Source organism: Comamonas sp. CMM02, from assembly GCF_014851485.1.
GTDB classification, from domain to species: Bacteria; Pseudomonadota; Gammaproteobacteria; order Burkholderiales; family Burkholderiaceae_C; genus Comamonas; species Comamonas avium.
This window is the reverse complement of sequence record NZ_JACUZW010000003.1, coordinates 883,771-898,815: the sequence shown is the minus strand read 5'-3', so window position 1 is coordinate 898,815 and position 15,045 is coordinate 883,771. Positions and strand designations below refer to the sequence as shown.

At 53.7% G+C, this 15,045-nt stretch carries 4 protein-coding genes; all 4 read left to right on the top strand.

What is annotated here, in order from left to right:
- Positions 1–26: 26 nt before the first annotated feature.
- The 4 genes from IB213_RS13575 (at position 27) to IB213_RS13560 (ending at position 14,901) form a co-directional block, all read left to right on the top strand.
- On the top strand, positions 27–1,556 hold the full coding sequence (locus IB213_RS13575) for a sulfatase-like hydrolase/transferase (protein ID WP_192407109.1): 1,530 nt from the start codon (positions 27–29) through the stop codon (positions 1,554–1,556).
- A 1,238-nt stretch (positions 1,557–2,794) separates the two neighbouring features.
- Positions 2,795–4,357 carry a ShlB/FhaC/HecB family hemolysin secretion/activation protein gene (locus IB213_RS13570; protein WP_225561105.1) on the top strand — a complete coding sequence of 521 codons (1,563 nt, stop codon included), beginning with the start codon at positions 2,795–2,797 and terminating at the stop codon, positions 4,355–4,357.
- A gap of 9 nt (positions 4,358–4,366) precedes the next feature.
- Positions 4,367–14,608, top strand: a complete 10,242-nt coding sequence (locus tag IB213_RS13565; RefSeq protein WP_192407104.1) for a hemagglutinin repeat-containing protein — start codon at positions 4,367–4,369, stop codon at positions 14,606–14,608.
- Positions 14,605–14,901 (top strand): hypothetical protein, encoded by a 297-nt coding sequence (locus IB213_RS13560; protein ID WP_192407103.1) that lies wholly within the window; start codon positions 14,605–14,607, stop codon positions 14,899–14,901. The genes IB213_RS13565 and IB213_RS13560 overlap by 4 nt, the downstream gene beginning before the upstream one ends.
- The last annotated feature ends 144 nt before the right edge of the window (positions 14,902–15,045 follow it).

The following is a 15,045-nucleotide window of genomic DNA, read 5'->3' as shown; positions in this document are numbered from 1 at the left end:
GACGCATTGAATATCGATTGAGTTGCATGTCTCCAAAAAATAGCCGGGGCTGGTTGGCCTTTGTGTGCTGGATGTGGCTGTTCACTCCAGCATTGTTAGAAGGGCTCAGCCTGCGCGCTGGTGCTCTCTGGGTTGCAGCGGCCTTCTTGTTCTGGCCATTAACGCTGTGGCGGCCTGCTTTGGCTCTGGCAATGGCGGGGCTGCTGGCTCTGGGCGCCATCAATATTGTTCACGTTGGTTTTTTTGGAAATCTGGCAGACCAGTTGCTGCTTGCGACCGCGCTGCGCACCAACTGGCAGGAAGCGCAGGAGTTCGTGGGCGTGCTGCCCTGGCCATGGGTGGCGTGTGCCGTGGCGTGGCTGGTGACGGGTATCTTTGCTTGTCGCTATGTCTGGCGTTTCGCAAGCATGTCGGCCAATGCATCGCCCGTGTTGCGCAAACTGTCCTGGGCGGGGGTGGTGATCTGGAGTGTTTTTCTTGTGTTTGTGCTGGTCAAGCGTTATGACTTTGACGAAGTGATCCGCAAGCTGAAAACCATTTACCCCATGCACATTGTGCGTGCATGGACGGCGCAGCAGCAATTGACGGACAGCTTGTTTTACACGCCACAACTGCCCAGTGCTGCGCCTGAAGCTGCACAGGTGGATACCCTGGTGGTTGTGATTGGAGAGAGTGCATCAGCGCAGCGTTGGTCACTCCTGGGGTATCAGGGTGCTGACACCAATGGTGCCTTGGCGCAATTGCAGGGTGTGCAGGTGGCGCGTGCAATGGCCCATGGTTTGAATACGGCGGCAGCGCTGCCTTATCTGCTCACTGGCATGGCGGCGCAAGACAGCGTGGAGCACCGCGCTCCCTCGTTTCTGGATATTGCCCGCCAAGCCGGCTACAAAACCTTTGTGGTGAGCAATTCGCGCTATCACAGCGCGGTAGAAGATTTTTATGGCGTCACATTCCGGCGTGCTGCGGATGTGTTTTTGAAGGCAGGAAATGGAGAGTGGGACGAGGTGCTGACACCGCATCTGCAAGAAGCACTGCAAGACCCCGCGCCCCGCAAGCTGGTGGTGCTTCACACTTACGGCAGTCACTTTCAGGTTGAAGAACGCTATCCCGCCACTGCGGCGCTCTTTCCGGATGTTTATGACAACTCACTGCGCTATTCCAGTGATTTGCTGACGCAATGGATTCAAATGGTAGAGCGCGGCGCTGGGCAGGGGAAAACAGCCTTGCTGCTGTACTCCAGTGATCATGGGGTGGCTATGCCTCCATGTGCAGATCAATACCGTACTGGCAGTGGCTTAAGCAGCCTGCAGGTGCCGCTGCTGACTTGGAGCAATGCAGCTTTGCGTGAGCGCTTCCCGCAGCTTGTGCCGCAATTTGACATGTCTGAGCGCGAGCAGCTGGAGCGCAGCAATGCAGCATTGGCAGATATCTCTGTGGCAGCGCTGGGATTTCCCGGCGTACTGACGGCGCTGACGGGGCCGCAGGGCCGTCAGCTGACATTTCATGAGCACGATTGGCCTGCGCTGCAAAAACTGGACGCCTGCAGCTTGCAGTGACGGTGTGCAGATACAAGAGTGTTGATTGCCAGGCACAAGTGATCCACTAGACCTGATGCTTTCCATCTTCATCCGATCCACGTATTCACCTTAGCCTGCTGCTTTCTGGTGCAGCAGGGGGCAGGGGTGATTGACGTGGCTACGTTGAGACGTCATCAGACGCTGGGCGCCATGTGAGCACCTGTCCATCCGAGATATCGCCTGCAAAACCGGATTCTTTCGCACATCGACGCTGTTCAGCCTCGTTCTGCGCAGCGCACCATCATCACCAGGCTAGACCTATTCGTCATTCAGCTTTCGCGCTGGCTGCGTACAGAAGCGAATCGATCCCTGCATCGACCAGATGCTCCTAGATAGCTATAGCTGCCAGTTTCACGCAATTGCGTCTCTCGAACTCTTCGCCAGCCATACACACCGCCACTACCTAGCCAGGCCTGCAGGAGTAAGCCCAGCGGGCGCTGGTCATCGGCAGCGCACTGGCTTTGCGGTTGAACTTTCCAGGCGCAGTAACCATTGGGGGGCAACTGCAGCCCCCGGCACATGCTCAGTACGTTGCTGCTTTTTTAGCATGTCACGCTCATCGGTGACCTCTTGAGCCCAGCATTCAAGCAACGTATCTCTTCGCTTTGGCTGGTTTGCTCTAAGCGTTGTGTAGCAGCAATTTGCTGCAGGCGAAGCCACTCGTGCAGGCCTTTTGTCTCGCGCTTAAACGGAGTGAATCACAAGGCCACCCTGCGGTCGTTTCGCAAAATCTGTTTAACGACCTCAATCTGAAATTTTCTTGCTAGCGTTTTGCGTTCATGCGGACTCCTATTTAAACGTAAATAGGAGGCGAAGCATTATCTTTAAAAATATGGAAAATGCAAGAGAACAGGTGAAAATTAGACCCGGACTTTCGCAAGATATCGTTTATTCATGGTTTTCGTTAACTTTTTTTCGTTGATTTATTGATTTATCTTAGTGGTTGTGTTTGTTGAAGAAATTTATATTTCGCAGGTTTTTCGGAATAGCCATGGGTAATACATGCACCCCGCGCCCCGAAAAAGCCTATGAAAGAACGAATGAAGGTTTTTTACTTAGAGTTATTAGCATTTTGTCGCAATTTTCGCTTGACAGTTGTTGCGGTATTAATCTCAGGTTTCTCGTGTTCGACTTTGGCGCAGTTGTCTGGGGTTGCAGCTATTGAACAGCAGCAGCAACAGCGGCAGCAGGAGCGGGAACGCGAGCTACGCGATCGTATGGCGCCTGATGCAGATATTTTGCGCCCCACCACAACGGCAGCGACATTAGAGATTCCTGAAAACGAGTCGCCCTGTTTCAATCTGCACAGGCTTGAACTGACGGGTAAAAAGCTCACGGAGGTTTCTTGGCTCAAGGAGTCGGCTGGTGTCGATTTCAGCACTGCGCCATGCATTGGCTCTAAGGGGGTGGAAGTTATTCTGGCTCGCATGCAGCAAGCAGTGATCGAGCACGGTTACGTTACGTCTCGTGTCATGGTGGTACCGCAGAATCTCAGAGATGGTGTATTGACAGTTGCCTTCATCCCGGGGGTATTGCGAGAAATCAGGTTCAGTGCGGACAGTTCAGGTAATACCTCATTGCTCACTGCGCTCCCTTCTAAAGAAGGTGAACTACTGCAACTACGCGATATTGAGCAAGGGTTGGAGAACCTCAAGCGCGTACCTACTTCTGATGCCGATATTAAAATTACTCCGGCAGATGGGCCCAACGTAGAGCCCGGGCAGAGCGATTTACTTATTACTTACAAAAAGGTCAATCCCCTGCGCTTTAACGTCGCTTTGGACAATGGCGGTGTCGAATCTACGGGCAAAGTACAAGGCACGGGAACGGTATCCTGGGACAATCCGCTGGGCCTGAATGACCTGATGTATTTCAGCTTCGGCGGTGGTCTTTGGAATGGTGGCAACCGTGGCACCGAGACGCGTGCCGTTCAGTATTCCTTGCCGTTAGGGTACTGGCTGCTTGCCCTGTCCGGTTCTTATAGCAAGTACCACCAAAGCGTGGCTGGCGCTTATCAAAACTACACCTACAGCGGTGAATCCAGCAACCTCGATTTCAAACTCAGCCGCGTGGTGTTCCGCAATGCCTCCTCCAAGGCCAGCGTTGGGTTCAAAGTATTTCAGCGGACCTCCAACAACTACATCGACGATGTAGAAATTGAGGTTCAGCGCCGACGAACGTCAGGCTTTGAGCTGAGCCTCAATCAGCGAAGCTATCTTGGCAACGCCATTGTGGATGCCAACCTGGCCTACAAACGTGGCACAGGAGCTTTTGCAGCCTTGCGTGCACCCGAAGAGCCCTTTGGTGAAGGCTCCTCACGCATGAAGCTCTTCATTGCTGATCTGGCATTGACCAAGCCCTTCGAGCTGGCAGACACCAAGCTCAAATTTACCAGCGCCTGGCATGGTCAGTCGAACCAAACGCCACTCACGCCACAAGACCGCATTGGTATCGGTGGCCGTTACACCGTACGAGGTTTCGATGGCGAAAGTACCTTGCTGGCCGAGCGTGGCTGGTACTGGCGCAATGAACTCAGCATTCCTTTGAGTCTGGGTGCCGCAGGAAATGCCGAAGCTTTTGTGGGTCTGGACACCGGGCATGTCAGCGGGCCATCTGCGCAATACCTCGTGGGCCAGTCATTGACCGGCGCTGCCATAGGTCTGCGTGGGGCCTGGCGCAATCTTTCCTACGAAGTCTTTATGGCAACCCCCGTCAGGAAGCCAGAGCATTTCCGTACTTCCCAAACCAATCTGGCTTTGAGCCTGGCCTACAGCTTTTGAGGGGACATCATGAACAAGAATCTTCACCGCGTTATCTTCAACAAAGCTCGTGGCATTCGGATGGTAGTGCAGGAAGTTGCCTCCAGTGAAGGCAAAGCCAGTGGCGGCAGTACTCAGACAGGCGGCTCTGGCGAAACACTGGCAAACAGTGCTTGCCCAACCAGATCGCTCCTGGGTGAGCTGTCTCTTGCCCCGGTTTCTGCTGCTGGTAAAACAGCGGGCATGCTGGCCTTGGCTCTTGCAAGCCAGACCAGTCTTGCGCAGATCATTGCCGACCCCTCTGCCCCCAATCGCCAGCGCCCAACGGTTCTGCAGTCTGCCAACGGCACGCCCACGGTCAACATTCAGACCCCTTCTGCAGGTGGCGTAAGCCGTAACACCTACAAGCAGTTCGACATTGGACAAAAGGGAGCCATCCTCAACAACAGCCGCACCAATGTGCAAACCCAGATCGGTGGCTGGGTGCAAGGCAATCCATGGCTCGCCAATGGTGGCGCCAGAGTCATCGTCAACGAAGTCAACTCTGCAGCCCAGACCCGGCTGATGGGGCCCTTGGAGGTTGCCGGCCAGCGTGCTGACGTCATCATCGCCAACCCCTCAGGTTTGGTGGTCGATGGCCTGTCTTTCATCAATGCTGCAGGCGTGACCCTGACAACGGGCAGACCCCTTTATGGTGCCAATGGCAGTTTGGGCGGCTTTAACGTTCAAAACGGGCTTATCAGCATTCAGGGCAGTGGTATGGATGCCAGCAAGGCCGACTACGCCAACATCCTTGCAAGAGCCATCTCGCTGAACGCCGGGCTGTGGGCTCAGGATTTGCGTGTGGTTACCGGCGTAAATGAGATCACAGCAGATGGCAGCGTCCAGCAAGGCAATCCCATGGCTGCAGGTGGCGATTTTTCTCAGAAGCCGCAGTTTGCCCTGGACGTGGCTCAGCTGGGCGGCATGTATGCGGGCAAGATCTTTATCGTCGGCACGGAGGCGGGGCTTGGCGTCAAGAATGCAGGCACAGTTTCTGCAAGCTCTGGTCGTTTGACCTTGAGCGCAGATGGCTTGCTGAGCAACTCCGGAACCCTGGCCAGCAATGCAGACTCTGCAGATCTGAGTATTTCTGCCAAGGGTGTCGATAACGGCGGAACGATCAGCAGCCAGCGAAATGCAGTTATTCAGGATGGAGGGGCTGGCTTCAACAACTCAGGAGCGATAAAGGCTGGACAGCAATTGTTGATTGAGGCTGGACGAATCAGCAACCAAGGCAGTGGCAGCATCACGGCTCAAAGGCTGGATGTCGCAGCAGCCGGTTTGAGCAATGCCGGAAACATCACCCAGACCGGGGCGCAAAGCCTGCTCATCAGCAGCGCCACGCTTGCTAATACCGGCTCCAATGCAGTGCTGGGGGCACCACCTGCATCAACCTCCTCTGAAGGCTCTGGAACGGGTACCGGTAGTGGCACAGGAACTGGAGAAAGCTCCGGTTCAGGAGCCGCCCCTACCTCGAGCCAAGATGGCAGCGCGATACAGACGACACCTGTTGCGCCTGTGATTTTGGCCGATGGACATATCCAGGTGGCGCAGGACATTGTCAATACCGGAAAGCTGCTTGCGAATGGGGCAAGCGATATCGCTGTGTCTGAGGCTTTGACGAACAGTGGCACCGCCAATGTTCGTCAGCTGCACAGTGAGGGCATTCTGAACAACAGCCAGGGCACCTTGGTTGCGCAAAGTTTCACTGGCTCGCAGTCCTCGTTCCAGAATGATTCTGGCTCGTTTTTTGTGCATTCTGATCTGCAGTTGAATGCACAAAGTCTGGACAACTCGGCAGGCTCCATTGGCAGTGCCCAGTCGCTGTCACTCACGATCCAGCAAGGATTGAACAACACTACAGGTACATTGGCTGCTGGCAAGGACCTGACGCTTCAGGCGCAAAGCCTGGACAGCAGCGGCGGTCGCATTGTCAGCAATGCAGGCAGCATCTCCTTGGACGTTTCTGGCGCACTGACTAACCATCAAGGGCAGATTGGCACAGTGTCTGATGCCAAAGAAGCGCAGATTGGCATTCAAGCCCAATCTTTGGATAACACCCTGGGAGAAATCTCACAAAACGGATCGGGTCAGTTGCGCATCAACGTGGCTGATGCTGTGCACAGCAAGCAGGGCAAGATATCCAGCAACGGCAGCGCTCAGATTCAAGCAGCAAGTCTTGACAACGATTCCGGAAAAATCACGGCGTTAAAGCAACTCGATATTGCAGCGGCCCAAGGCATCCGCAACGTGGCAGGCACCATGCAGTCCGGTGATGGCAATACAACCCCTGCCTCTACCTCTACTTTGGTTTCAGAGGGGTCATTCAAGATTCATGCCGGAAGCGGCATCGACAACAGAGGCGGTGCCTTGTTTGCCAGTGGTGCGTTAGATGCCTCAGCCGCTGACATCGACAACACCGAGGGGTCTGTCGCTGCCATGGGTGATGCGCGCATTCATGCATCCAGCAGCCTGACCAATACTTCCGGTAAATTGCAAGCCAATGGCGCCATAGATATTCAGGCTGGTCAGCGTGTTGACAACCAGTCTGGCGTTATTGCCAGCAGTGGCGGTGCAATTCAAATCCAGTCACAGACTCTGAACACTCAGAAAGGGCAGATCAGCACTGCCACAGATGCCACGATCGTTACGCAAACTCTGGACAACACACAGGGCTTGATCGAGCAGGCCTCCGATGGGTTGCTCTCGATTACCGCCAGCAACTCTTTGAACAACACAGATGCCAAGATTGTCAGCAACGGCGATCTTAAAGTAACGGCTGGACGCACGATCAATCAGGGTGGAGAAATCACCAGCCTGCAAAACGCACAACTGCAGGTGGCAGCGCTCCAATCAGAGCAAGGCCTGATTCAGGCTGGGGCAGCTCTTGTCATCGACAGTGCTTCTGACATCAATAACCGCAAGGGTCAGATTCAAGCCCAGGGGCCGTTGACCTTGAATGCCAAGGGTGAGCTCACCAATTCAGAAGGCAAGATCCAAAGCAGCGGGGCCATCAACGTCCTAAGTGCTTCGCTTGACAACACCGCTGGCCAACTCAGTGGCACAGAAACTGTCAGCGTACAAACCGGCGCTCTGGGCAACGTTCAGGGCACGATTGCGTCCACTAACACGCTCCATCTCAACAGTACATCACTGAGCAACCAAGCCGGGCAAATAGGTGCGCAAACCATTGCCATTGATACCCAGCAAGGCGCGCTGAACAACGACGGCGGCAAGATCATCGCCTCAGCAGGCAACCTGGATGTGCAAAGTGGATGGCTGGACAACCAGCATGGCCGTATTGCAGCCTTGCAAAATGGCACTCTTGCCTCCAGCGGCATCAACAACGATGCCGGTCGCATCACTGCCGCTTCTGTGCACATTCAAAGCAAGGATGCTGCAGGCCAATGGAGCACGGTTTCTAACCAAGGTGGCACCATCTTGGCAGATCAGTGGTTGCAACTCGATAGCTCTGCGCTGAACAACTCCGCAGGAGCCATCCAGACAACCGCTTCGACCAGTCAGCTGCAGATCAACAGCCATGGTGGAGACATCATCAATCAGCACTCGGGCAGTGCTGGCGGCATTGTCTCGTCAGGCTCGTTGCACATTGATGCGCAAGGCGCAAACATCAATAACAGCCATGGCGGCTATATCGGTGCCTATGGTGAAACCCGGTTAACGGGTGGCCAGGTCACCAATCAGGGCGGCGCGATTGCGTCCAATAACACTTTGCAAATCAACAGCACCGCAGGCAGCGGTGTGGGAATTGACAATACGGCGGGTGGAACCATTCAATCCACCACGGACGTCAAGCTCAATGCCTTGGCAGCAGAAATAGCGAATGTTGGCGGATCCATCACCTCCAACAACGATGTGCTCATTCACAGCAGTGGCAAGGTCAACAACAACCAGGGTGTGATCAAGGCAGGGCACAACCTGTCAGTGGTTGATGCTGGCATTGCCAGCGGCGCGGCGTTCAGCAGCGCAAGCCAGACACTCAGCAATCAAGATGGAACCTTGTTTGCGGGCAACAACCTCGGTATCAAAAATCAGTCTGTCTCAGGGGCTGGCAGTCTCCAGGCGCAAGGCGGCATGCAACTGGCCTTTGCTGGCAATTACACCCATCAGGGTGATCTGAGCGTCAATGGCGATCTGTTGGTTGAAAGCGCTGGGGACTTCACCAACCAGGGGCTCATCAAAGGCGGCAGCAGTGTCACCGTCTCGGGCAACAACGTTGACAACCACAGTGGAGCAGAAATCAGCTCTGCCGGGGTGACCAGCGTCAATGCCAACCAGACATTGGCCAACCGCGGCCTGATTGATGGCAGCGACACCCGCATCAATGCCACCACGGTGGACAACGTGGGTACGGGCCGCATTTATGGCAATCATGTGTCCATCCAAGCGGACACGCTCAACAACCGTGCAGAAAACGCAAGCAGCGCAACGATTGCTTCTCGGCAGGATCTGGACATTGGCGCACTTGTATTAAATAACACAGGCGGTGCCAGCATTTTGAGCCTCGCAGACATGCGCTTCGGCGCCACGCTTGATGCCAATCGAGTAGCGGCAGGGCAGGCGCAGGCCATCAACAACACCGGCTCAAAGATTGACGCGGCCGGCAGCATTAATTTGAATGCGGAGGTTGTTAATAATACTAATGCTGGAATTGAAATTGCGAAGCAAGAGCTGGTAAGAAGCCAGGCCGGTGAGAATTTGGTGCAGTTTCTAGGACAACAAGTTGAAAGTGCAAGAAACTATCGCGAAGTTGGGAGTGGAACATTCGTTCCGTATTTCAAGAATGGCAGTATTGGGTTTTTAAATCGAAGAGATATTCCAGGAGCTTCTTCCGATGGCCGAATGTTCAAGGTTGTCCATCCAGATAAATTCCTGACAACAATTCCTGTTGCAATTAAGAGCTCTAGATCTTGCTATAGCAGCGATGACAGTGATTCCTGCACGACCACTTACCAGTATGAAGCAGCAGGGTCGGCTAGATTTGCTCAGTATGGCATTGATGTTCCTGCAATATATAACACGATTAAACCTGATCCAGTTAGATATGGAGCATCTACCGATGATAGTGGCGCATTTTATTGGTACCCTAGCGATAGAACAAAAAAAACTGCTTATGAGGCTGCTTTAAAAATATACGATGAATCTATCGCTGCAGTCACTAAATTAAACGATGCGATTTTGGCGGAAATAAAAGAAAATAATAGATTTGTGGCTGCGGAGCGCAGTTATACAATTGTGAGTGGGGTCACTGACTATTTTTATAAAGATCGCGTTATATCTTCTAAAGCTGGAGAAATTACTGCAGGCGGAAATATCAATGTCAGCGGATTGCTTAATAATTTTGATTCCACTGTTATTGCTGGTGGGAATGTCACTGCAGGAAATCTGAATAATAAATCAACGGTCACTGGTACTGAGACAAAGACTTCCAATGGAACGGCAGTCCTCTATTCATGGAAATACCACGGAGGATTCAGTGATTCTCAGAAGCGGCATGCATCTGCTCCTGCGGCATTCAGCAGCTCCGAAAGCACAAGTTTTGAACTCCCAACGGTCGTATTCCTTCAAAACCAGGCAGGCACAGGTACCGGCGGCGGCGTAGGTGCCAACAGCAACACGGGTAATAACGTTGGCGATATTGGCGCAGCTTCCGGTGGAGTGGGGCAGTCCGTAGGCAGCTCGGGTTCTGGTAATGCGAGCAGCGGCGGCTCGGTCAACTCCGGCGGGTACAACGCAGCAGGCTCCGGTTCCGGCAATGCCCCTGCCACCGTAACCCAGCAGCCGGTCACCACAGCAGCGGGCGAACAGGTCTTTATTCGTACGGTGGCCTCTGGCCCTTCGCTGCCCAGCAGCAGCTTGTTCGTGGTCAATGCGCAAAACGGCAACCGCCCTTTGGTGGAAACCGACCCCGCATTTACGAGCTACAAAAATTGGTTGTCTTCGGACTACATGGTCAATGCTCTAAGGCTTGATCCCGCCTTGATGCAAAAGCGCCTGGGTGACGGCTTTTACGAGCAGCAGCTCATACAGCAGCAAATTGGGCAACTGACAGGCCGCCGTTTCCTGAGTGACTACACCAGCAACGACGAGCAATACATGGCCTTGCTGCAAAACGGCGTGACCTTTGCCCAGTCGCATGGACTGCGCCCAGGGGTTGAGCTGTCTGCAGCGCAGGTTGCGCAACTGACCAGTGATCTGGTATGGCTGGTTTCGCAAAACGTCACCATGCCCGATGGTTCGGTGCAAAGCGTGCTGGTGCCCAAAGTCTATGTAATGGCCAAGCCTGGAGACTTGAGCGCAACTGGAACGCTAATCAGTGCAGACACTATCTCTGTCAAAACCGACGGTGATGTGCACAACAGCGGCACTATTGCTGGCCGCCGTGCGGTACTGATTGCTGCCAACGATATTAATAACATCGGTGGCCATATCGTCAGCGACTCTGTATCGCTCAATGCGCAGCGCGATATCAATGTGGTGGGCGGAACTGTTTCAGCCGCACTGCAACTGCTGGCCCAGGCGGGCAACGATATCAACGTGGAGACCACCACACGCACCACCAGCGGTGGAACCGCCCAAAACGGATACTCCAACACCGTGGTGGACAGGGTTGCAGGCCTCGTGCTCACCGGCCCGCTGGACAGCAAAGCGGCAACAGGGGGATTGATGTCCCTGATTGCAGGCAATGACATCAATCTTGAGGGTGCGCAAATCGCCAATGCAGACGAAGGCGGAGTTACCCGCATCCATGCAGGCAACAACGTCAACCTCTCTACAGTCGATACCTCCTCAGACAACCGCATCACCTGGGATGCCAAAAACCATCTCTTCTTTGGCAGCAGCCAGGAAGTGGGTACACAGATCAACACCCAGGGTACAACCGTCATCAATGCAGGCAACGACATCAATGCCCGTGCAGCCCAGGTGCAAACCACACAAGACCTGCGCCTGAACGCAGGCAATGACGTCAACATCACCGCAGGCCAGGCCAGCCAGTCGCTTGATGATGCGTATTTTATGAAATTCTCCGGTACGTTTGGCTCCAGCACCCGCACCTGGGCGGACAAAGTCCACCAGACCCAGGCCCAGGCAAGCAGTCTGGGGGGAGGCACCATCGGTATCAACGCAGGTCGAGATATCACCGTGGCAGGCAGTAATGTTGTCTCTGACAGCGGCACTGCACTGCAAGCGGGCCGTGACGTCAACATCCTGGCCGCCACAGAAACATCCAGCGAGCAGCACTTTCATAAAGAGACCAGCAGTGGCCTGCTCAGCGGTGGAGGCATTGGCTTCACCATTGGCAGCAGGATGCAAAGTACAGACCAAGCGGCCACCAACAGCACTGCAGCGGCATCGACGGTGGGCAGTGTCAAGGGCAATGTGAATGTCGTCGCTGGCAATGCCTATCGCCAGACGGGCAGCGATGTGATGGCTCCGCAAGGTGATATCAACGTAGTGGCAAAAGACATTGCGATCACTGAAGCCGAGCAAACCCATAGCAGCGAAACCCACACTAAATTCAAGCAAAGCGGCCTGAGTGTCTCGCTGTCGGCACCCGTCATATCCATGGTGCAAACGGCATCCAGTCTGGCTGATGCGGCCGGTAAAACCAGCGATGGGCGCATGCAGGCATTGGCTGCGGGTGCCGCCGCATTGACGGCCTACAACAGCAAAGATGCCGTCAGTGCCCTGGCAAATGGCGATATGAAAAATGCTGGTTTTAGCGTCTCGATCACAGTCGGCTCCAGCAAGAGCCAAAGCGACAGCTACCAAAACAGCACCTCCAGCCATGGCAGTAACCTGCAAGCCGGCGGCAACGTCAACCTCATCGCCACCGGTGCCGGCAAAGACAGCAACATCCTGGTGCAAGGCAGCGACATCACGGCAGGCAAAGACGTCACGCTGATTGCTGATAACCAGGTCAACCTGCTGGCTTCCCAAGACAACAGCCGTGACAGAAGCACCAATAGCAGTAGCAGTGCAGCAGTGGGTGTAGCTATCACCTATGGCCCTAAGGGACTGGCCGCTGGTATTACCGCCAGCGCCAGCAAAGGCAAGGGGCATGCCAATAGCGACGATGTGGTCTACAGCAACACCCATGTGAACGCAGGCAACACCGTGACGATTCAGTCCGGTGGTGACACCACGCTCCAGGGTGCCGTGGTCAGCGGCAAGCAGGTGGTGGCCGATGTGGGCGGAAACCTGAATCTGGAGAGCCTGCAAGATACCAGCACCTTCAGCGGCAAGCAGCAAAACATCGGCGGCTCCGTCACTGTCGGTGCCGGTTTCTCTGGCAGTGTCAGCTATAGCAAAAGCAAGGCCAAGGGCGACTTTGCCAGCGTCAACGAGCAAACCGGCATACAGGCCGGTGACGGCGGCTTCCAGGTCAACGTTAAGGGCAATACTGACCTGAAGGGCGCAGTGATTGCCAGCAACCAAACTGCGATTGACAACAACCGCAACAGCCTGACCACCGGAACGCTTACCCACAGCGATATTGAAAACCACAGCGACTACAAAGCCAGTGGCGTCAACCTTTCGGGGGGCTACAGCCAAAGCATGGGCGGCGGTAAGTCCGCAGGTTCACCGAACACTGTTGGTCAGGGCACCAGTTGGTCGGCACAGCAATTCGGTACAGGGGTCCAGGGCGCAGCTGCAGGCGTCAGTAGCGACAGCGGCAATGAACGCAGCACCACGCACAGCGGCATCAGCGCAGGCGCTGTGACCATCACCGACGAAGCCGGTCAGCAGCAAAAAACCGGCCAAAGCGCCAGTGAAGCCGCAGCCATTATTCAAAGCAATGTGCTAACCGGCGACGGCAGCAATGGACTCCAGAAAAACTGGGACGGTCAAAAGCTGCTGCAAGAGCAAGCGGCCAATGCACAGATCATGGCAACGTTTGGGCAGCAGGCCAGCAAGGCCGTGGGGGACTATGCCGAAGCACAGATGAAGATTGCGGAGCAGCTGCGAAGTCAGGGCAAAGACGCAGAGGCTGATGCCATTAACGCGCTATGGGGCGACAACGGTAGCCTGCGCTTGGCAGCACACACAGTGGTCGGTGGACTTACGGGTGGCGTCAGCGGAGCTGCTGGTGCGGCAGCCGGAACTCTGACGGCACCAGCGGTGGCGCAGGCGTTGAGTGAAGCGGGTATCACGGGGGCATTGGCAGATGTACTGACGGCGGCGGCTAGCACAGCAGCGGGAGCGGTGACGGGTGGCGTCAGCGGAGCTGCAGCGGCGGGCAATGAGGTGACGAATAACTTCCTCAGTCATCAGCAATGGGATGAGTTAGCAAAAAAACTGGCCAGCTGCCGTTCCGAGAAAGAGTGTGCAGATATCAAAAAAGAGTACGCCCAGAAAAGCCAACTACAAGATGCGCTGCTAGCCACCTGCGATGGGCGCGGTGATTGCCAGCCGCTTACTCAGGCATTGAAAGAAGGAGCAGATCATAGAATTGCACTCATTCAAAACGGAGAGCTTGCTTTGGCATATGCCGGTGCATATGACTTACAACGCATGGGCGAACGCCTTGCAACTGATGAAAAATTTCGCGAGCAAGTTGGGAAATCTGTCAGCTTTATGAGCTGGTGTACGGAAAATCCTAGCGCTTGCAATAGTGATCAGATGAGAAAAGCCATAGGCTTGGGTGGAATCGTACTGTTGCCATTTATTGCAGCAAATCCTGGTGTGGTTTATGCGGCACTCTCTGCACAGCAAGGGATGCGTGCGACAAGTGCGACTATTGGAGCAACTGTGAATGCGGGAGTCCAAGCAATCAGCGGAAATGAATTTAGTGGTACAGATGTCATGATGGCTGCGGCCACTGCATATATAAGTTCAGGCATGAGCATGGCTGGAACTATTGGTGTAAATACAGCAGGAACTGTCGCTGGGGAGATAATTAAAAATGGGACTGATGCGCTGAGTAAAGATCGCCAAGAAACCTCCAAAAAGGTATTATTAACTGTTGCTGGGACAGCTTTGGGATTTAAGGCGGGAGAGTTGACAAAAGGATTTTTTGATCCCTTGCTAAATCCAGTTAAAAATTTATATCAAACGAATCAAGTAAATGCCATGTTTCCTAATGGAATTCCTCTTGTTCTGGAGCAGGGTATTCCTAATAGCAATATCCCATCAACAATGGGGAATAGTTTTGACAGTGTAATTCAGGAATATATAAACAGCTTTGATTATTCCAAAAAGAAATGAAAAAAATTATCGTTGCAATTATATTTGGAATCAAAGTTGGAGCTATTCTTTCTTTAGCTGTTGCATTAACTATCTACTTGTCAGTAGCTCCAATTATATATTTTGTTGATATTGTTTATGAAAGCGTATCTTTTCTTGATTTTTTCCAAAATTGGTCTTCGGACGACTTGTTTTTAATGTGGTGGGGTATATTTAAAGATTATAAAACTGCAATATATATTTTAAAAATATTTTTTTTGTTTTTTTTGATTTGTGCAGTGATTAAGTTTATTTCAAAAAACAACTGCGATTAATTTTTAGATCCCGGCTGATCATATATTCGTTAATTGATCAGTTCGGCTTGCGTGTGATGGCATTGTTTCATGGCATTAATCGGTGCTTGGCCTTTCAACGCTGGTTGCGACAATCGGTCGTTGAACAAGGGGATAAGGAATCGT